The organism is Bacillus sp. SA1-12, assembly GCF_000981385.1.
Taxonomy (GTDB): Bacteria; Bacillota; Bacilli; order Bacillales; family Bacillaceae; genus Metabacillus.
The window spans coordinates 120577-139899 of record NZ_LATZ01000006.1; the positions used below are offsets into that span (position 1 = coordinate 120577).

The following is a 19323-nucleotide window of genomic DNA, read 5'->3' on the forward strand; positions in this document are numbered from 1 at the left end:
TCGCTAAGGCTTGAAGTGTTTCAAAAGACAAAAAAGCAGTGATTTAAAAATCGACTGCTTTTAGTAAGAGAAAGGGCTTATTTTATAGAGGGAGTATAAAATTTGTACTTAGTTTTTGTGTCAAGCTCCAGGCGCCATGGCTTTAGGGTCTAATCAAATCGGAATTGAAGGTAAAGAACACCTTCTATTCCGATTTGCCTTATGGTTGTCGCCTAATGCTGCGCCTTCCGCTTTTCTTAGTACCTATTATTATTGCGGTGAATTTTGTCTTTTTGTAGGGTGTATGGCTTTATCTACTTCTTCGGCTGCCATCATCTTTTTTGATGTATCTGCATTTGGTTTTCCTTTTTGTCCTTGTTGCTTTGCCACTTAAATCGCTCCTTTCTATCTATTAAAATGTCTGTAATAGGTAAAAAATATGCAAGCGGGGATTTAATTAATTTTCAGTAGTAAATCCTTTAAAATAAGACAAAACTTTTTTATACTTTGTATGAGAGATGGTAAGAGGAGGCACTTGGATGAAAAAGTCTAATAAGAAAAAGGATGATCAAACGGTTAGTGTATCAGATCATTTAAACCATGATTTAGTGGAGAAATTAAAGGCCGTAAAAAAAGGCTTAACAAAAGAGCAAGAAGAAAGAGAAGCAGTTCTCGAACGTAAAAAAATTGAAGAACGAAAGCAAAGAGAGAAAAACAAAAGCTTTGAAGAGCTTTTAAATGAAAGTTCATTAACGTGGAAGGATTTTAAATAAAACCGGGACCTTTGCAAGCAGGTCCCGGTTTCAATGATTAAGAGCATTTGTTTTAACGATGTTGTTCATATTGATCCAGCTTTGCAAGTTGTTGCAGCTGTTCATGTGTTTGAGCAGTTAGTTGTTCTGAAGTTCCTGCAGCTGCATTTTCGATTAATTGCTGAATTTTACTTGCACCAGGGATAACCGCACCAACGACATCCTGGTAAAGGCAATACTGTAAGGCAAGCTCGGTCATAGCATGTGATGAATGAATGCTTTCAAATTTCACTAAAAAAGCCTCTAGTTCTTCTTTTGTATAAGAAAGATATCCCTGATCCTTTAGCTTTTGATCCAGCGGTTTGTCAGTTAACAGTCCTTTAGCGAGCGGGCCGCGGGCAATAACACTAACACCTCTATCTTTGATGAAGGAAAACCATTCCTCTGGGCGCCGGTCTAAAAGGCTATACTGCATCATAATTGAAACAATACTAGATTTATCTAAGTATTCTTTAATTACATTAGGTCGAATCGAAGAGATTCCATAATGGCGAATAACCCCTTCTTGTTTTAATTCCTCAAAAGCCTCAATCGTTTCATCAATATTGTCTTCAATCGTTCCGCCATGCAGCTGATATAGGTCGATAAAATCAGTTTGAAGACGCTGGAGGCTCTTTTTAACTGCTTCTTTTATGTATGCTTTTGAAGGATCCCAATCCCATCCTGATTTATCTTCTCTCCAGCGGTTACCTACTTTTGTTGCCAATATGATGTCATTTCGGCGATGTTTAACAGCTTTACCTACAAGCTCTTCATTTTGCCCGACATCATATAAATCCGCTGTATCAAAATAATTTATCCCCAGGTCAATTGCCTTATCGATAAGTGAAAGCGCACGCTTTTCTTCCGTCCCTAGCGACATACAGCCAAGTCCTATTTCACTTACATACAAATCAGATTGACCAAGTCGTCTTTTTCGCATCATATCACTCCTTGTTCAAATGTCATCTTCTTTTCGAGGGTAGTATAAAGAATGCGAAAAAGCAACTTATAACACTTATCGTTTTTTCGATTCAACCTGCAGTTTTTCATCATTAAGCCATTCAGCAACGGTTGTATAAGACTCACGATATTCCTTTAATTTTGTCAGAATCTCCCATGCCTTGCCTACGAGGACTACTCCGTTATCTAACCGGTAGATTTTCACGCTTAAAAAATCATCCTTTCAGGTAAGATATGATAGAATGTATGAAGGTAGGAAGGCTTATAGAACAGGAGCTGATTGAATGGATCATTTAAAAGAAACGACCCTTTCCTCAAAGGAAATTTTTAAGGGAAGAGTGATAGATGTATATGTAGAAGAGGTGGAATTGCCTAATGGAAAAACAAGCACCCGGGAAATTGTTAAACATCCTGGAGCAGTAGCCGTTATCGCAATAACTCCTGAAAATAAAATTCTAATGGTTGAACAATTTCGTAAACCGCTTGGCCGGACACTTGTTGAGATTCCGGCAGGTAAGCTGGAAAAAGGAGAAATGCCGGAAGCGACTGCAAAAAGAGAGCTGGAAGAAGAAACAGGCTATACATGCAGTGATTTAAAGCCCCTTATTTCGTTTTATGTATCACCAGGCTTTGCGGATGAGCTTGTCCATTTATTTATTGCGGAGAATTTGGAAAAGCTAACAAATGCTGCAGAACTAGATGAAGATGAATTCTTAGATGTATTGGAGGTGACGTTAGAGGAGGCGCAAGAAATGGTCGAAAGCAAACGCATTTATGATGCGAAAACAGCGTATGCTGTTCAGTATTTGCAGCTTAAACAGGCGCTCCGCTAAAACAAATGGACAGTTATTTTGCTGATTTACATATTCATATTGGCCAAACCACTTCAGGAAAACCAGTGAAAATAACGGCATCCCGCTCACTTACATTAGAAAATATTTTGGTAGAAGCAAGCGAGCATAAGGGTATTGATATCGTTGGTATTATCGACTGTCATGTTCCAGAGGTGTTGATTACATTAAAAAAGCTTGTGGAAACCGGTGAATGTATGGAATTAGAAAACGGTGGCATACGCTTTTTGGACACTACGTTAATGCTCGGCACCGAACTTGAAATTTATGATGAAGCCTGCAAAGGGCCGATTCATATATTAGCTTTTATGCCGTCACTTGATAAGATGGAGGAATTTTCTTCTTGGCTTTCCTCACGAATGACAAATATTAACCTAAGTTCTCAAAGAATTTATGAACAAGGAAAAACACTGCAAAAGGTTGTGAAAAGCCTAGGCGGGTTGTTTATTCCTGCCCATATTTTTACTCCGCATAAGAGCATGTATGGGAGTGGTGTAGAGAAATCGTTAGAAGAAGTTTTTGATAGCAGCTTAATTGATGCAGTTGAATTAGGTCTAAGCTCAGATACGACGATGGCTGATCAAGTTGGTGAACTTCATCAATATACATTTTTAACAAATTCGGATGCCCATTCCTTACCGAAAATAGGAAGAGAATATCAAAAACTCATATTAGAAGAGCCTAGCTTTTTAGAGCTGAAAATGGCGCTGGCTGAAGAAGGCGGCAGGAAAGTTCAAGCGAATTTCGGCTTAAATCCTTATTTAGGAAAATATTATGACACAACCTGTGAAAAATGCGGTTTAAAGCCGAGAGCGGGCCAAAAGGAATGCGAAAACTGCGGAAGTACACGGTTTGTTAAGGGTGTTTCAAATCGGCTTAAAGAATTAGCAAACAAAATAGACAAAAGCCGGCATCGACCTCCCTATATTCATCAAGTACCGCTTCAATTTATTCCCGGTATTGGTCCGAAAACATTGGATAAGTTAAAGGATATGTTTAGTACAGAGATGAATATCTTACACGAAGTACCTAAAACTGAACTAAAAAAAGTCGTACCTGATAAAATAGCTGATTATATTGAAGCTGCAAGAGAGGGTCGGCTTCAAGTAATCTCAGGCGGCGGTGGAACGTATGGAAAAGTGACTGGTATTTAAGAGAAGAGGCTGTCTAATAAGGGTTGTAAACCCGTTGAGACAGCTTCTTTTCTTTTTATCTTCCGCTTTAAGATGTAAGAAAGAGTAGTTAAGATGGAAGATAAGTAGGGGATTACGGGCCATAAAGTCCCAACGAAGGAATATTGTCCAAGCGAAACATAAGGATGCAGCGATATTACGTAATAAGTTTCACTAATTACTCAGGCCAGAATGAAAACCCACTGATGGAATTCTCACTATATAAAAGACGATGCATCATTTTGCTATGTTGATCGGAACGGATATGCGAGACCCTGGTGAAATAACAAGATAGGATCCTCCGCAGCATACTGCATTATAAGACCAGAACCATCCGCGAAATCTACTAAAAATGCGATTCAAACTTCTCCTTATGTTTTTTAAGTCATAGATTAGCAATCCTCTCATATACTCTAGTAAGTGAATGACGGGAGGAAATTATTATGCGTAAACAACCGCCAATTAGTGAAATGATGAAGATGCATCTAAAGGATCATTCATCCATTTATCTGTTTGTTTTTGTCCTATTTTTGATGGGAGTTATATTTGGCGCGATCATTGTTAATAGTATGAATTTAAGTCAGAAGGAAGATTTATTTTACTATTTAAATCGTTTTTTTGGACAAGTTGCTGAAGGGAAAGTTGCAAGCTCAGCAGATATGTTTCATCAGAGCTTTTTTCATAACTTGAAATACTTAGGGCTAATGTGGATTTTAGGTGTTTCAATTATCGGCCTGCCAGTAATATTAGTCATGTTGTTTATTAAAGGGATAGTGGTAGGCTTTACAGTCGGTTTTTTAGTTAATCAATTAGGATTAAAAGGTTTTTTATTATCATTTGTCACAGTGCTCCCGCAAAATGTATTGCTCATTCCAGCGTTTATCATTATGTGTTCTGTTGCCATTGCATTTTCATTAAAGATCATAAAACAGCTGTTTGTAAAAAAATCAAACAGCTTAGAGGCTCCGTTCACTTTATTTATGAGATATGTGATCGTATTTTTGTTTATCGGAGTTATGGCTATAGCAGCCTCCGGCTTTGAAGCATATGCATCTCCATTTTTAATGAAGAATATTGTGGAGCTTGTAAGTAAATAATAATAATTATTATCTAATATTGATTCTTTTTGTTAGATTATAATCATTTTAGTTGGACACCTTCCTTCCTGATGATATATAATAGGTTTTGGGAACGCGGCGAGGGAGGAAGAGTATTATGGAAAACCGCATTGATCGGATCAAGAAGCAGCTGCATTCTGCTAGTTATAAGCTGACACCGCAGCGTGAGGCAACCGTTCGGGTATTGCTGGAAAATGAAGAAGATCATTTAAGTGCTGAGGATGTATACCTTCTTGTTAAAGAAAAAGCACCTGAAATTGGCTTAGCAACTGTCTATCGAACATTGGAATTGTTAACTGAATTAAAAGTTGTCGATAAAATAAACTTTGGTGATGGCGTTTCAAGATATGACCTTCGAAAAGAAGGAGCAGCCCATTTTCATCACCATTTAGTATGCATTGAATGTGGTTCTGTCGCTGAAATTGAAGAAGATTTACTTGAAGACGTAGAAGAAATTGTTGAAAGTAAATGGAAATTTAAAATAAAAGATCACCGCTTAACATTTCACGGTATATGTGTGAAATGTCAAGAAAAAGAAAATAGTGAGCAAGAACTTAATAGTGAGGTAAACAAAGTCTAACAACCAACGTTAGGCTTTTTTTATTCCTTTGAAAAATCCATGTATAAAGTTTGTCCTTTTTGGCATATCTTCTAATAATCCTAATAATTCCTCTTTTAGATATGATCCTTCAAATGGCTGGCTAAACTGGGTAAATCTTAATAACATGGAGGTTCTTTATGATTCGTTGGCTAAAAACGGTTAGAGATATGATAAAAGTGTTTATTTTATTTACTGGATTTACGATTTTATTCTATTATGCTATTATGTGGGTGAACTTAGAGTACCAGGAATTGCATCGATATGATCAACCAGAAGGAGCAGCTTTAAAGGTTACGAATATGGTAAACAATGAAGAGGAAAGTTGGTATAACAGATTACTTTTCTTTTTAGACAATGGGGAGTAGACAATTTTGAAGGATCAAATAAAAGATTTCATCCATTATTTAATAGTAGAACGAGGTTTATCCAATAATACGATAATGTCCTATGAACGAGATTTAAAAAGCTACCAAAATCATTTAGTTGAGAAGCAGCAGATTGAAACGTTTAATGATGTAACCCGTATTCATATCATTCAATTTTTAAAGTCATTAAAAGAAGCAGGGAAATCTAGTAAAACAATTGCAAGACATACCGCTTCGATACGTTCTTTCCATCAATTTTTACTTAGGGAAAAACAAGCTGACCAAGATCCATCCGTACTTATTGAATCACCTCAATTAGAACGAAGCTTACCTAAGATTCTTTCCCTGCAAGAAGTTGAAAAGCTTCTTGAAACCCCAAAGCTTACAACACCATTTGGCTATCGTGATAAAGCAATGTTAGAGCTCTTATATGCAACAGGAATCCGTGTTAGTGAAATGATCGATTTGAATTTAACAGATGTTCATTTAACAATGGGATTTATTCGCTGCTTTGGAAAAGGGAATAAAGAACGGATTGTACCAATCGGTCAAACAGCAACAGAGGTTATCACAAATTATATTGAAAATGGAAGACCAAAGCTATTAAACGCAAAGCAGCCTACAGAAGCCCTTTTCGTCAATCATCACGGAAAGCGAATTACCCGGCAAGGTTTCTGGAAGAACTTAAAGAAAATAGCTTTGGAAGCAAGAATTGAAAAAGAACTTACCCCGCATACATTAAGGCATTCATTTGCCACACATTTACTCGAAAATGGGGCGGACTTAAGAGCCGTTCAGGAAATGCTTGGACATGCAGACATTTCAACAACACAAATTTATACACATGTAACAAAAGCTCGATTAAAGGATGTTTACAATCAATTCCATCCAAGGGCTTAACAAGGCATCTCCAAAACGGGATGCTTTTTGTTGTTTTTGCCACTTTGTTGATTGGAACGTAAGGTGAAAAGCTCTTGGACTGCAGGTTCAGAAATAGAGCCTATTGGTGAAATGAAAAGAGTCTCATTTTAAAAGTTGTCATTTATCATGAAAGGGGTTTATAATAAAAGTAACGAAAGGTTGTCAGACTTCTGACAAGTTGACGTTATCGAATGGATTAAGCTAATAATTGGCACAGTAAGATTAGATAATAAAGGAGGATGTAGATGTCACATTATACATATAAACGAATTTTTTTAATCGTGATGGATTCAGTTGGCATTGGAGAGGCCCCTGATGCAGAAAAGTTTAATGATCTTGGATCTGATACTCTTGGCCATATAGCAGAGCATATGGGTGGATTGCATATGCCGAATATGGCCAAGCTCGGACTCAGCAATATACGAGAAATTAAAGGGGTACCAAAACAAGCTCAGCCATTAGCTTTTTATACAAAAATGCAGGAAGCATCAACTGGCAAGGATACAATGACAGGGCATTGGGAAATTATGGGCCTTCATATTGAAAAACCATTTAGAGTGTTTCCGGATGGATTTCCACCTGAGCTGATCAATGATTTAGAAGCAAAAACAGGACGAAAAATCATTGGAAATAAACCTGCATCCGGAACAGAAATTTTAGATGAATTAGGCGAAGAACATATGAAGACAGGGTCTTTAATAGTCTATACATCAGCAGATTCTGTATTGCAAATCGCTGCTCATGAAGAAATTGTTCCATTAGATGAATTATATAAAATTTGTGAAATAGCCCGTGAATTGACATTAGATGAGAAATACATGGTTGGACGGATCATTGCCCGTCCATTTGTAGGAGAGCCTGGAAATTTCACAAGAACAGCAAATCGTCACGATTATGCATTAAAACCATTTGATCGTACAGTTATGAATGAACTTAAAGATAGTGGATATGATGTTTTGGCAATTGGAAAGATATCTGATATTTACGATGGAGAAGGAATCACAAAATCTTTAAGAACAAAATCCAATTTGGATGGCATGGATAAATTACTTGATACGGTAGGGATGGATTTTACCGGCATCAGTTTTGTTAACCTAGTTGATTTTGATGCATTATTTGGTCATCGCCGTGATCCCGCTGGTTATGGAAAAGCGCTAGAGGAATATGATGAAAGACTAACTGAGGTGCTGGAAAAATTAACCGAACAAGACTTGCTTATTGTCACGGCTGACCATGGAAATGATCCAATACACCACGGAACAGATCATACTAGAGAGTATGTACCATTACTAGTTTATAGTCCGAAATATAAAGCGGGTAAGGAGCTGCCGCTAAGAAATACATTTGCAGATGTTGGAGCGACAATTGCTGATAACTTCAACGTAAAGCTGCCAAAATACGGAAAAAGCTTCTTAACTGAGTTGAAGGGGGATGGATCTTAATGAATTATGAAAATATTAAAGAAGCTGCAAGTTATTTAAAGGAGAAATATCAGGAGACGCCAAAGATCGGGTTAATTTTAGGATCGGGCCTTGGAGTTTTAGCTGATGAGATCGAACAGCCTGTAAAAATCCCTTATCATGAGATTCCAAACTTTCCTGTTTCCACGGTTGAAGGGCATGCAGGACAGCTTGTTTTTGGCCGATTAAATGGCGCAAATGTAGTTGCAATGCAAGGACGTTTTCATTTTTATGAAGGATATAGTTTAGACAAAGTTACTGCGCCAGTTCGCGTTATGAAGGAATTAGGCGTCAAAACATTGATTGTCACAAATGCTGCAGGCGGCATTAATGAATCTTTTGAAGCTGGAGACTTAATGTTAATTACCGATCATATCAATAATATGGGGACGAACCCATTAATTGGACCGAATGATTCTAACATCGGAGTACGGTTTCCGGATATGTCAGAAAGCTACAGTAGAAACCTAAGAGAGTTGGCAAAAAATACTGCGAATGAGTTAAACATTAAACTCCAAGAAGGAGTCTATGTAGCGAATACCGGCCCGTCGTATGAAACCCCGGCGGAAGTTCGCGCTCTTCGTATCATAGGAGGAGACGCGGTAGGGATGTCAACAGTGCCAGAAGTAATTATAGCAAGGCATGCAGGAATAAATGTGTTAGGAATCTCTTGTATTTCTAATATGGCAGCAGGTATTTTGGATCAGCCATTATCACATGATGAAGTTATGGAGACAACCGAAAAAGTACGTGTTAATTTCTTAATGCTAGTAAAAAGCATTATAGAGAAGATTCGCTAAAACTAATATAAGGGTGAGATTAAGCATGAGAATGGTAGACTTAATTGAGAAAAAAAGAGATGGTCAGGAATTAACAAAAGAAGAAATCCACTATATCATTAAAGGATATACAGCAGGCGATATTCCGGATTACCAAATGAGTGCTTTAACAATGGCGATTTTCTTCCAGGGAATGACCGATAATGAACGTGCAGAGCTTACAATGGCAATGGTTGATTCCGGTGATAAAATCAACTTAAGCGATATTGAAGGCATAAAAGTAGATAAGCACAGTACAGGTGGAGTAGGCGACACAACTACATTAGTATTAGGACCATTAGTAGCAGCAGTTGGAGTACCAGTAGCAAAAATGTCCGGCCGTGGATTAGGGCACACTGGAGGAACCATTGACAAGCTTGAGTCTGTACCAGGCTTTCACGTAGAAATTGAAAACAAAAAATTTATTGAGCTAGTCAATCAAAACAAGCTCGCTGTCATCGGGCAAAGCGGAAATCTTACTCCAGCAGACAAAAAACTTTATGCACTTAGAGACGTAACAGCAACCGTAAACAGTATCCCTCTTATCGCAAGCTCAATCATGAGCAAAAAAATTGCTGCAGGTGCGGATGCAATTGTATTAGATGTAAAAACTGGCGCTGGAGCATTCATGAAAGATATTGAAGGTTCAAAAGAACTTGCAAAGGCAATGGTCGACATTGGAAATTTAGTTGGCCGCAGAACAATGGCGATTATTTCTGACATGAGCCAGCCATTAGGCTTTGCAATCGGCAATGCTCTTGAAGTAAAGGAAGCCATTGATACGTTAAGTGGAAAAGGTCCAAAGGACTTAGAAGAATTATGCTTAACTTTAGGCAGTTATATGGTTCTTTTAGCAGAAAAGGCAAACTCTCTGGACGAAGCACGTGCAAAACTTGTTGAAGCAATAGAAAATGGCAAAGCATTAAATACTTTAAAAACATTTCTGGAGGCACAAGGCGGAGACGGATCAGTTGTTGAGCAGCCTGATAAATTACCGCAAGCACAATATATTACTGAATTAGAGGCAAAAGAAGATGGCTGTGTTGCAGAAATCATCGCAGATTCAGTCGGAACGGCTGCCATGCTGCTTGGCGCCGGGCGTGCAACAAAGGAATCTGAAATTGACCTAGCTGTTGGCTTAGTACTAAATAAAAAAATTGGTGATGCCGTTAAAAAAGGCGAATCACTTGTGACGATACATAGTAATCGTGAAGATGTTGAAGATGTGAAGAATAAATTGTACGCTAGTATTACGCTTTCGAAAAATACAGTTACTGCACCAAAATTAATTTATGCTACTGTTGAATAGGATTAGTTGGACCACAGCCTAGAGGCTGTGGTTATTTTGATGGAGTATGATGGGCTGGAGAATTCGTTGAAAATGGTGAGACTTTTAAAGTGGAAAGACGTGGCTCCTAAAGGAAATAGTGTGATAGGTGCCTGAAAAATCTGATAACTTCTGCAAGAAGCATGACACCAAAAAAGTAAGAAGATGACATATAGGGGAAGAGTCTTGATCAGGTGCCTAAAAGAAGAATACCTATAGAAAATGAAGTAACAAGGTAAGTGGAAGAAGTGATAGAGAAGAAAGAACCTGACTCCAAAAGAAATGATACCGACAGTAAAAAATGCGACATCCTACAAAATCGACGTGGCCTGGTATTCCTTAGTCTTAGCGTCTACTAAACTACCCCGATCCTGCTATAAACCCGACTTTTATCTAAATTCTTGATAAATCAGACGTACAAAATTAAATAATCCCCTCCATATCAATTAAAATCCATAAATCACTATAGAAACACCCTTCTTCGCACAAAATTCTCTCTTCTTAAACTTCTATGTGACAGGCAAAACTAGTAATTGGCATTATCATCTTACAATCGATTTACATGAATAAAAAAACTTCCATTCTAAGTATAATTTCCCTGCCATTGGAAAAAATGGAAAGTATAAAGAATGGAGGGCTTATGAAATGAAACGGATACTTTCATGTTTAACGCTTATAGCGATGCTTCTTTCTGTCACACCAGCGGCTTTTGCTGCTAAAGAATCTACTACTGTTGAACTTGCAGATAAAGCGAAGTCAGCTGTTTTAATCGAACGAGATACAGGAACGATTTTGTACGATAAAAATAGTAATGAAAAGCTTCCTCCAGCAAGTATGACAAAAATAATGACAATGCTTTTAATCATGGAAGCGCTTGAAAAAAATCAAATAAAATGGGATGAAAAAGTACGCACAAGCGAATATGCTGCTTCAATGGGAGGTTCGCAAATTTTTTTAGAGCCTGGTGAAGAAATGACTGTTGAGCAGATGCTAAAAGGAATTGCGATTGGGTCTGGAAATGATGCATCTGTTGCTATGGCTGAAAAAATTGCTGGCTCTGCCGATGAGTTTGTCAATATGATGAACAAAAAAGTAGCTGAGTTAGGCTTAAAAAATACTCATTTTAAAAATCCGACAGGACTACCTGAGGATGGCCATTTTAGTTCTGCATATGACATGGCTATTATGGCAAAAGAATTATTAAAGTATGAGGAAATTACAAAATTTACTGGTAAATATGAGGATTACTTACGTGAGGGAACAGAGAAAAAATTCTGGCTCGTCAACACTAATCGACTTGTTAAGTTTTATCCAGGTGTAGATGGAGTAAAAACAGGATTTACGAATGAAGCAAAGTATTGTTTAACAGCAACAGCGAAAAAAGATAATATGCGTGTGATTGCCGTTGTGTTCGGAGCCGATACTCCTAAGGATCGTAATGCACAGGTCACAAAAATGCTTGATTATGCATTTAGTCAATATCAGACACATCCTCTTTTTGAAAAAGACCATGTGTTGACAAGGGTAAAGGTTAGCAAAGGCAGTGAAAAGGAAGCAAATTTAATGACTTCTGAACCGATTTCTGTCCTTACGAAAAAGGGAGAAACTGTTGATGATGTAACCCAGGAAATTACCTTGGAAAAGAATGTTCAAGCTCCTATTAAAAAAGGGGATGAGCTAGGATCTCTTCTGCTGAAAAAAGAGGGTAAAGTGATTGCTGAAAGCAAATTAGTAGCTGAAAAAGATGTAACATCGGCAAACTGGTGGAAATTATTCCAACGTGTAATGGGTGATTTTACAAAGTCTAGCTAATGTTGGCGAATATCCACTAGTTTTGTCACCATGCAGGAAAATAAAGCTTCAATCAAGAAAGACTCTTTTATCCAGAATTTAAGGAGGGGTAAAACCTTGAGTCTAGCAATTGAACTTGATGTAAAGGAAGCTGTTTTATGCATACGACTTTCAGGTGAGCTTGATCATCATGCAGCTGAAGAATTGCGTTCAAGAGTAACGGAAACGTTAGCCGCAAATCCTATCAAGCATATTGTGTTAAACCTAGAAAAATTGACGTTTATGGATAGTTCTGGTTTGGGAGTCATACTAGGAAGATACAAACAAATTAAAGCTTCTGGCGGAGAGATGGTTGTATGTGCGATTTCTCCTGCTGTTAAACGATTATTTGATATGTCAGGGTTATTTAAAATTATCCGCTTGGAAGATGATGAGCCTAAAGCGTTGCAAACATTGGGGGTGGCGTCTTGAAAAATGAAATGAACCTCCAATTTTCAGCACTTAGTCAAAATGAATCGTTTGCAAGGGTAACTGTTGCTGCGTTCATTGCCCAATTAGATCCAACGATGGATGAATTAACGGAAATTAAAACAGTGGTTTCTGAGGCTGTAACCAATGCCATCATTCACGGATATGATAATGATCCAAACGGGATTGTTTATATTTCAGTCACATTAGAGGATGGAGTCATTCATATGACAATTCGGGATGAAGGGATTGGGATTCCTGACATTGAGGAAGCAAGGCAGCCTCTATATACGACAAAGCCGGAACTTGAACGATCAGGCATGGGCTTTACCATCATGGAAAACTTTATGGATGAAATTTCTGTTGAGTCTTTAGAGACTAAAGGGACAACAGTCAGGCTGACAAAACATTTATCGAAAAGTAAAGCTTTATGCAATTAAAGGGAGACTTGCTATGGATGTGGAGGTCAAGAACGATCAATCAAAAACACAGTTAAAGGACCATGAAGTCAAGGATTTAATTCGCCGTAGTCAAGAAGGTGACCAAGAGGCACGTGATTTAATCATTCAAAAAAATATGCGTCTTGTTTGGTCAGTTGTCCAGCGCTTTTTGAATCGCGGCTATGAACCTGATGATTTGTTTCAAATAGGAAGCATTGGTTTACTTAAATCTGTTGATAAATTTGATTTATCCTATGATGTGCGATTTTCAACCTATGCTGTACCGATGATCATCGGTGAAATCCAACGTTTTATTAGAGACGATGGAACTGTTAAGGTTAGTCGATCACTAAAGGAATTAGGGAATAAAATTCGGCGTGCCCGAGATGAGCTATCGAAAACAATGGGGAAGGTACCCACTGTTGCAGAAATCGCAAACTACTTAGATATTTCTCCCGAAGATGTGGTTCTCGCACAAGAAGCTGTTAGAGCACCTTCATCCATCCATGAGACCGTTTATGAAAATGATGGAGATCCGATAACATTACTTGATCAAATTGCAGACCATACCGAAACGAAATGGTTTGACAAAATTGTGTTAAAGGATGCAATTCGTGATCTCGATGAACGCGAAAGACTTATTGTATACTTAAGGTATTATAAAGATCAAACTCAATCTGAGGTTGCAGATCGGTTAGGTATTTCACAGGTACAGGTTTCACGCCTTGAAAAAAAGATCTTGCAGCAAATGAAGGATAAGATGAATCAATAAAGTGAGACTTCCATCAGTGGCGAGGTTCTTCATCCAACTGATGGTTAACGATTCATATCATTTCAAAACCGCCTCATCTGTGGCTTTCTTCTGACTTAGGCAACAAATACTCGTCGGATCTTTATTGGCAGTTAGAATGGGACGTATTTTCTTAAGCAATAACAGAATATTGAGGCGGGGGTTTTACTGCCCGTTAATATGGGATAAAAAACATAGCTGACTCAAGCATTGGGTCAGCTTTTTTGTGCTTAAAAAAATAAACAAATCTTTCATGGTAATTAATGGACTTCAACTTAGGATTGTATGATTAAAATTGTGCCTATGCATACTAGATATACAGGCAAAATGAAAATGATGAAATGAATAAGAAAAGAAGCCATAAAGGATGAAGCTGTAAATCTCGTTTAAGTGACTTAAGCAAGAGAAGCTCCTTTTCCTTTATACCAAATCAATCATTAGGAAGTGAATCTTGATGGAAAAGACGGTATATATCAGACTTCGTCATCGCATTCAAGTCCATCCTAACGATGTTATTACGATTGATAAAGTCGCACTCGTCGTCGGTGATAAGGAGTTGACGGAACAGCTAAGAGAACTTTTCATTCACAAAATTAAACCAAGTGATAAAAATATGGTGGTCATTGACGTCATGCACGTTATAAAAGAAATACATAAATTTGACCCTCATATCGATGTCCAAGCAATTGGCTCGTCACAAACAGTTATAGAAATTGTTTTTGAAAAGAAAAAGCTTTCTCCACTTTTATTTTGCGCAGTATGGTTACTGCTTTTTATTGGAGCAGGCCTTGCTATCATGAATTTTCATGAGGACGTGAGCATGCAGCAGGTACATCAGCGAATTCACAAGATCGTAACTGGAAAGACAAATACCCAGCCGCTCTTGCTGCAAATACCATATTCAATTGGCTTAGGTTTGGGAATGGTGTTGTTTTTTAATCATTTATTTAAGAAAAGAATTAATGAGGAGCCGAGTCCCTTAGAAGTTGAAATCTTTAATTATCAGTTGGATTTAGATAAGTATGTAGCAATGAACGAAAATAAGGAGAACTTAAACGAAGCAAATGATGATCGTTGAAAATTTGCTATTAATTATCATCGGCTTATCAGGGGGATTAGTTGTAGGTTCCGGATTTGTAGCGTTTCTTGCGGTACTTGGGATCATTCCGCGACTGACTCAGTTAACAAAAACGTATCAATTCATTCACGTATATGAATGGGCGATTATTTTAGGGGCTGTCTTGATAGGCTGGATAAGTTTAAGAGATACCCTCCTGTTTCAGTCGGCATTATGGCTGGTCCCCGTCGGTCTCCTTAACGGGATGTTTGTTGGCATGCTGGCAGCAGCTTTGACAGAAGTTTTAAATGTTTTTCCGATTTTAGCAAAGAGGATCGGATTAGGAGATAAAATTATTATTTTACTAATGGCCATTGTCCTAGGAAAAATCGCAGGTTCACTTTTCCACTGGATGTATTTCGTTAATCATTAAAGGGAGGTAGCAGTATGGCAAAGCCTAAAATGAAGGAAGATTATAAAAATCGGATAAAAAATTACCAGCCAAAACCGCCATATTTCCTTAATTGTCTCAAAGCATTTATTATCGGCGGACTCATTTGTTTGCTGGGGCAAGCGATACAAAACTTTTATATGAATGTAATGAACTTTTCAGAGAAAGATGCCGGTAATCCGACAGTTGCAACATTAATTCTTATTTCAGCCCTTTTAACGGGCTTTGGAATTTATGATAAGATAGGGCAGTTTGCAGGTGCTGGCTCAGCGGTTCCAGTTACTGGTTTTGCCAATTCCATGACAAGTGCTGCGATCGAGCATCGAAGCGAAGGAATTGTATTAGGAGTTGCGACAAATATGTTTAAGTTGGCCGGAAGCGTCATCGTTTTTGGTGCTGTCGCAGCCTACGTTGTTGGGATCATACGTTATTTTTACGGAATTGTATTTTAGAGTGGGGTGACGGTGATGAAGTTAACAGGTAAACAAACATGGCAATTTGAAAATCCGTTATTTGTTCAATCTAGTGGTACGGCAGTGGGTCCCAAGGAAGCGGATGGACCATTAGGGCAACATTTTGATGTTAAACATAAAGAACTCCATTGTGGTGAGGATAATTGGGAACTTGCAGAAAGAAGATTAATGGAACAAGCAATTGAGCAATGTTTAACAAAGGGAAACAAAACAATAGATGATATAGACCTTTTGTTAGCTGGAGATTTGTTAAATCAAAATGTGACTGCTAATTATGTTGCCCGACATGTAAATATCCCTTTTCTATGTATGTTTGGTGCATGTTCAACCTCTATGGAAACAGTTGCTGTCGGATCAGCTTTAATAGATGGAGGATTTGCTAGCCGTGTCATCGCCGCAACTAGCAGCCATAATGCAACAGCAGAAAGACAGTTTAGGTATCCGACGGAATATGGCGGGCAAAAGCCTGACACAGCAACATTTACTGTTACAGGGTCTGGAGCAGTCTTAATTAGTAAAGAAGTCAGCAATATCCGAATTACATCGGCCACTATTGGAAAGGTTGCAGATCTGGGAATTAAAAATCCTTTTGACATGGGATCAGCAATGGCACCTGCTGCTGCAGATACTATTGCCCAGCATTTGAAGGATTTAAACAGAACACCTGATGATTATGATTTGTTTTTAACAGGTGATTTATCTGGAGTAGGAAGTCCTATTGTAAAAGAAATGCTTAAAGAGGAAGGCTTTGATGTTCACGATAAACATAATGATTGCGGATTAATGGTGTATCGTCCTGATCAAAAGGTATTTGCCGGTGGAAGCGGCTGTGCTTGTTCTGCAGTCGTGACGTATAGCCATATCTTTAATGAATTAGAGCAAGGGAATTTGTCCCGCGTTTTCGTCGTAGCAACTGGAGCATTATTAAGCCCGACAATGATTCAACAAAAAGAATCGATTCCTACCATAGCACACGGAGTGGTATTTGAACGAGCGGATAGGAGTGTGAATAGCTAATGGAATACCTAATAGCTTTTGTTGTCGGTGGAGCGATTTGTGTAATTGGCCAGCTGCTTTTAGATATTTTCAAATTAACTCCGGCACATGTAATGAGTGTCTTTGTTGTATCAGGTGCGATTTTAGATGGCTTTGGTTTATATGACAAACTAATTGAATTTGCTGGTGCAGGAGCAACTGTACCAATCACGAGCTTTGGACATTCCTTGCTCCATGGAGCGATGGAACAAGCACATGAACATGGATTTATTGGAATTGGAATGGGGATCTTTGAATTAACTTCAGCAGGTATTTCAGCAGCGATCTTGTTTGCATTTATTATGGCACTTATTTTTAAACCGAAAGGATAGGATATACATTGACAAAAAAACGAAAGGTCATCTTAGTAACGGATGGGGATGAGTATGCTGCACGAACAGTTGAATATGTTGCAGCTAAAATAGGTGGCAGAGCCATTTCCAGGTCTCAGGGAAATCCAACGACACTAAGTGGACAAGAGATTGTTCAGCTCATTCTCGAGGCTAAAAATGACCCGGTTTTTGTCATGTTTGATGATTGTGGCCTATTAGGTGAAGGTGCAGGTGAAACAGCTTTAAAATATGTGGCAGAGCATCAGCAAATCGAGGTTCTAGGTGTTATCGCTGTTGCGTCTAAAACACATCAGACTGAGTGGGCAAGAGTTGATGTTAGTATTGACCGCTTTGGTGAGTTAACAGAATATGGAGTAGATAAAAGCGGGTTAAAGGATCTTGAGGTTGGCAGAATAAGTGGTGATACCGTTTATTGTCTAGATCTACTTGATGTACCGATTATTGTGGGAATAGGGGATATCGGCAAAATGGCCCGAAAGGACAGCGTGAATAATGGATGTCCTATCACAATGAAAGCAGTAGAACTTATTTTAGAAAGGAGCGGATATCATGACAACAAAGACTGACAAAAGGCCAATCTCAGCGAATCTTGCAGAAAATGAACATTTTTTTAAAAGCCATGTAGGGTTGAATACAAGCTTTGATTTAGGGATTAGGAAGCTGACAATCACTGATTTCCGAGTGAATTTATACTATGTTAACGGCCTATGTGATACAGCTTATATCACACAATTATTAAGACAGCTTTTAATGATAAAAGATGATGAGATTGAAAAATTAAAGTTTAAAGAGGTTCTTGAAAATCAACTCGTTAATCAATCCGTTGAAAAGATTTATTCTTTGGATGATGTGGTAGACCAAGTTTTATCAGGATTAGTCGTCTTTTTAATAGAAGACACAACTTACGGTTTAGTTGTTGATGTACGCAGCTACCCCGGCAGGCAGCCGCAGGAGCCTGATACAGAAAAAATTGTTCGTGGTGCCAGAGATGGATTTGTCGAAAATATTATCGTCAATACCGGACTCATTAGACGAAGAATTAGAGATGAACGATTAAGATATGAAATGATGAGAATAGGGGAACGTTCGAAAACAGATGTATGTATTGCATATGTGGAAGATGTAGCGGACCCTGGACTAGTCAAAACAATAAAAAAAGAATTAGAAACGATTAAAATTGATGGCATTACAATGGCCGATAAATCTGTAGAGGAATTTTTAGTGAAGCAGGGATTTAATCCATATCCTTTGGTTCGATATACCGAGAGACCTGATGTAGCGGCTAATCATTTGCTTGAAGGACATGTTATTATCATTGTGGATACCTCCCCAAGTGTCATTATTACTCCTACTACATTTTTTCATCATGTCCAGCATGCTGAAGAGTATCGGCAAGCACCTGCAGTTGGTACCTTCCTAAGATGGGTCCGTTTTTTAGGGATTCTAGCTTCCATTTTTTTACTGCCGATCTGGTTTTTATATTCGATTGAACCTTCATTATTACCTGAACAGATTAAATATATTGGTCCAAATGAGAAAAAAAATATCCCGATTGTAGTGCAAATTTTCCTCGCAGATTTTGGGTTGGAATTTTTAAGGATGGCGGCTATACACACGCCAACAGCGCTGTCAACGGCAATGGGGTTAATCGCTGCAGCTTTAATTGGTGAAATCGCAATCAATGTCGGTTTATTTGTACCTGAAGTTATCCTTTATGTAGCAATTGCAGGGATTGGAACATTTGCAACCCCAAGTTATGAACTCAGCGTTGCCAATAAGATGGCTCGTTTAGTCTTATTAGCTGCAGTTGCTTTATTCCATTTGGAAGGTTTAATTATTGGTTGTACAGTGATATTAATTTTCCTTGTTAGTATAAAATCATTAAATACTCCTTATCTATGGCCTTTCTTGCCTTTTAATGCAAAAGCCCTATGGCAAATTATCGTACGGACGGCTGTACCAGGAGCAAAGCTTAGACCAAGTATTGTTCATCCGCAAAATGTAAAAAAACAGCCAAAATAGGTAAAGTGACATTGAAAGTACCCCTTATTTGTGATATTGTATGTTTAATTTATAAAGGATTTTTCGTAACAGACAGT

General features: G+C 38.1%; 23 protein-coding genes. 21 read left to right on the plus strand and 2 right to left on the minus strand.

From position 1 onward, the window contains the following. Positions 1 to 518: 518 nt before the first annotated feature. Positions 519 to 752, plus strand: coding sequence for a YqkE family protein (locus WQ54_RS06095; protein WP_046513558.1), 234 nt, complete (start codon positions 519 to 521; stop codon positions 750 to 752). Positions 753 to 804: 52 nt separating this feature from the next. Here WQ54_RS06095 and WQ54_RS06100 read toward each other — a convergent pair whose 3' ends face one another. Then, positions 805 to 1713 carry an aldo/keto reductase gene (locus WQ54_RS06100; protein WP_046513561.1) on the minus strand — a complete coding sequence of 303 codons (909 nt, stop codon included), beginning with the start codon at positions 1711 to 1713 and terminating at the stop codon, positions 805 to 807. 75 nt (positions 1714 to 1788) lie between these two features. Then, positions 1789 to 1938: a Z-ring formation inhibitor MciZ gene (gene mciZ, locus WQ54_RS32445; RefSeq protein ID WP_084821858.1), complete on the minus strand. Its 150-nt coding sequence runs from the start codon at positions 1936 to 1938 to the stop codon at positions 1789 to 1791. A gap of 79 nt (positions 1939 to 2017) precedes the next feature. Here mciZ and WQ54_RS06105 point away from each other — a divergent pair, with 79 nt between their 5' ends. From WQ54_RS06105 to WQ54_RS06200, 20 genes are all read left to right on the plus strand, one after another. Further along, positions 2018 to 2566 (plus strand): NUDIX hydrolase, encoded by a 549-nt coding sequence (locus WQ54_RS06105; protein ID WP_046513564.1) that lies wholly within the window; start codon positions 2018 to 2020, stop codon positions 2564 to 2566. 5 nt (positions 2567 to 2571) lie between these two features. Next, the gene (locus WQ54_RS06110) at positions 2572 to 3738 is read left to right on the plus strand and encodes a TIGR00375 family protein (RefSeq protein ID WP_046513567.1); all 1167 of its coding nucleotides are present in this window, start codon (positions 2572 to 2574) and stop codon (positions 3736 to 3738) included. 461 nt (positions 3739 to 4199) lie between these two features. After that, positions 4200 to 4853: a stage II sporulation protein M gene (gene spoIIM / locus WQ54_RS06115; RefSeq protein ID WP_046513569.1), complete on the plus strand. Its 654-nt coding sequence runs from the start codon at positions 4200 to 4202 to the stop codon at positions 4851 to 4853. 118 nt (positions 4854 to 4971) lie between these two features. Then, positions 4972 to 5454, plus strand: a complete 483-nt coding sequence (locus WQ54_RS06120) for a Fur family transcriptional regulator (protein ID WP_046513572.1) — start codon at positions 4972 to 4974, stop codon at positions 5452 to 5454. Between the two features lie 158 nt (positions 5455 to 5612). Further along, positions 5613 to 5840: a YqzK family protein gene (locus WQ54_RS06125; RefSeq protein WP_046513575.1), complete on the plus strand. Its 228-nt coding sequence runs from the start codon at positions 5613 to 5615 to the stop codon at positions 5838 to 5840. 6 nt (positions 5841 to 5846) lie between these two features. Continuing rightward, complete coding sequence (gene xerD, locus WQ54_RS06130; protein ID WP_046513579.1) at positions 5847 to 6740, plus strand: site-specific tyrosine recombinase XerD; 894 nt, start codon at positions 5847 to 5849, stop codon at positions 6738 to 6740. Between the two features lie 266 nt (positions 6741 to 7006). Beyond that, entirely contained in the window at positions 7007 to 8203 is a 1197-nt protein-coding gene (gene deoB / locus WQ54_RS06135) for a phosphopentomutase (protein WP_046513582.1), read from the plus strand. After that, positions 8203 to 9021: a purine-nucleoside phosphorylase gene (locus WQ54_RS06140; protein ID WP_046513585.1), complete on the plus strand. Its 819-nt coding sequence runs from the start codon at positions 8203 to 8205 to the stop codon at positions 9019 to 9021. Before deoB ends, WQ54_RS06140 begins: the two co-directional genes overlap by 1 nt. A 25-nt stretch (positions 9022 to 9046) precedes the next feature. Beyond that, positions 9047 to 10348, plus strand: coding sequence for a pyrimidine-nucleoside phosphorylase (locus tag WQ54_RS06145; protein WP_046513588.1), 1302 nt, complete (start codon positions 9047 to 9049; stop codon positions 10346 to 10348). A gap of 663 nt (positions 10349 to 11011) precedes the next feature. Then, on the plus strand, positions 11012 to 12178 hold the full coding sequence (locus WQ54_RS06150) for a D-alanyl-D-alanine carboxypeptidase family protein (protein ID WP_046513590.1): 1167 nt from the start codon (positions 11012 to 11014) through the stop codon (positions 12176 to 12178). A gap of 96 nt (positions 12179 to 12274) precedes the next feature. Continuing rightward, on the plus strand, positions 12275 to 12628 hold the full coding sequence (spoIIAA, locus tag WQ54_RS06155; protein WP_046513593.1) for an anti-sigma F factor antagonist: 354 nt from the start codon (positions 12275 to 12277) through the stop codon (positions 12626 to 12628). Beyond that, the gene (gene spoIIAB, locus WQ54_RS06160; protein WP_046513595.1) at positions 12625 to 13065 is read left to right on the plus strand and encodes an anti-sigma F factor; all 441 of its coding nucleotides are present in this window, start codon (positions 12625 to 12627) and stop codon (positions 13063 to 13065) included. The genes spoIIAA and spoIIAB overlap by 4 nt, the downstream gene beginning before the upstream one ends. Positions 13066 to 13078: 13 nt before the next feature. After that, a complete protein-coding gene (gene sigF / locus WQ54_RS06165) occupies positions 13079 to 13837 on the plus strand; it encodes an RNA polymerase sporulation sigma factor SigF (protein WP_046513598.1) in 759 nt (252 codons plus the stop codon). A 472-nt stretch (positions 13838 to 14309) separates the two neighbouring features. Then, positions 14310 to 14933: a stage V sporulation protein AA gene (locus WQ54_RS06170; protein WP_046513599.1), complete on the plus strand. Its 624-nt coding sequence runs from the start codon at positions 14310 to 14312 to the stop codon at positions 14931 to 14933. Next, entirely contained in the window at positions 14923 to 15345 is a 423-nt protein-coding gene (locus tag WQ54_RS06175) for a stage V sporulation protein AB (protein WP_046513727.1), read from the plus strand. Before WQ54_RS06170 ends, WQ54_RS06175 begins: the two co-directional genes overlap by 11 nt. A 14-nt stretch (positions 15346 to 15359) precedes the next feature. Then, positions 15360 to 15815, plus strand: a complete 456-nt coding sequence (spoVAC, locus tag WQ54_RS06180; RefSeq protein ID WP_046513602.1) for a stage V sporulation protein AC — start codon at positions 15360 to 15362, stop codon at positions 15813 to 15815. Positions 15816 to 15830: 15 nt separating this feature from the next. After that, positions 15831 to 16853: a stage V sporulation protein AD gene (spoVAD, locus tag WQ54_RS06185; protein WP_046513604.1), complete on the plus strand. Its 1023-nt coding sequence runs from the start codon at positions 15831 to 15833 to the stop codon at positions 16851 to 16853. Further along, entirely contained in the window at positions 16853 to 17203 is a 351-nt protein-coding gene (gene spoVAE / locus WQ54_RS06190) for a stage V sporulation protein AE (RefSeq protein WP_046513606.1), read from the plus strand. Before spoVAD ends, spoVAE begins: the two co-directional genes overlap by 1 nt. 8 nt (positions 17204 to 17211) lie before the next feature. Further along, positions 17212 to 17790 (plus strand): stage V sporulation protein AE, encoded by a 579-nt coding sequence (locus WQ54_RS06195; RefSeq protein WP_046513610.1) that lies wholly within the window; start codon positions 17212 to 17214, stop codon positions 17788 to 17790. Beyond that, positions 17774 to 19246: a spore germination protein gene (locus WQ54_RS06200; protein WP_046513612.1), complete on the plus strand. Its 1473-nt coding sequence runs from the start codon at positions 17774 to 17776 to the stop codon at positions 19244 to 19246. Before WQ54_RS06195 ends, WQ54_RS06200 begins: the two co-directional genes overlap by 17 nt. Positions 19247 to 19323 lie beyond the last annotated feature (77 nt).

Coding starts and splice junctions, on each gene's coding strand:
- spoVAD (WP_046513604.1), top strand. CDS start 15,831: ATGAAGTTAACAGGTAAACAAACATGGCAATTTGAAAATCCGTTATTT.
- WQ54_RS06095 (WP_046513558.1), top strand. CDS start 519: ATGAAAAAGTCTAATAAGAAAAAGGATGATCAAACGGTTAGTGTATCA.
- deoB (WP_046513582.1), top strand. CDS start 7,007: ATGTCACATTATACATATAAACGAATTTTTTTAATCGTGATGGATTCA.
- WQ54_RS06105 (WP_046513564.1), top strand. CDS start 2,018: ATGGATCATTTAAAAGAAACGACCCTTTCCTCAAAGGAAATTTTTAAG.
- spoVAE (WP_046513606.1), top strand. CDS start 16,853: ATGGAATACCTAATAGCTTTTGTTGTCGGTGGAGCGATTTGTGTAATT.
- WQ54_RS06100 (WP_046513561.1), bottom strand. CDS start 1,713: ATGCGAAAAAGACGACTTGGTCAATCTGATTTGTATGTAAGTGAAATA.
- sigF (WP_046513598.1), top strand. CDS start 13,079: ATGGATGTGGAGGTCAAGAACGATCAATCAAAAACACAGTTAAAGGAC.
- WQ54_RS06125 (WP_046513575.1), top strand. CDS start 5,613: ATGATTCGTTGGCTAAAAACGGTTAGAGATATGATAAAAGTGTTTATT.
- WQ54_RS06170 (WP_046513599.1), top strand. CDS start 14,310: ATGGAAAAGACGGTATATATCAGACTTCGTCATCGCATTCAAGTCCAT.
- spoIIM (WP_046513569.1), top strand. CDS start 4,200: ATGCGTAAACAACCGCCAATTAGTGAAATGATGAAGATGCATCTAAAG.
- WQ54_RS06140 (WP_046513585.1), top strand. CDS start 8,203: ATGAATTATGAAAATATTAAAGAAGCTGCAAGTTATTTAAAGGAGAAA.
- WQ54_RS06175 (WP_046513727.1), top strand. CDS start 14,923: ATGATCGTTGAAAATTTGCTATTAATTATCATCGGCTTATCAGGGGGA.
- spoVAC (WP_046513602.1), top strand. CDS start 15,360: ATGGCAAAGCCTAAAATGAAGGAAGATTATAAAAATCGGATAAAAAAT.
- WQ54_RS06200 (WP_046513612.1), top strand. CDS start 17,774: ATGACAACAAAGACTGACAAAAGGCCAATCTCAGCGAATCTTGCAGAA.
- WQ54_RS06145 (WP_046513588.1), top strand. CDS start 9,047: ATGAGAATGGTAGACTTAATTGAGAAAAAAAGAGATGGTCAGGAATTA.
- WQ54_RS06150 (WP_046513590.1), top strand. CDS start 11,012: ATGAAACGGATACTTTCATGTTTAACGCTTATAGCGATGCTTCTTTCT.
- WQ54_RS06110 (WP_046513567.1), top strand. CDS start 2,572: ATGGACAGTTATTTTGCTGATTTACATATTCATATTGGCCAAACCACT.
- WQ54_RS06120 (WP_046513572.1), top strand. CDS start 4,972: ATGGAAAACCGCATTGATCGGATCAAGAAGCAGCTGCATTCTGCTAGT.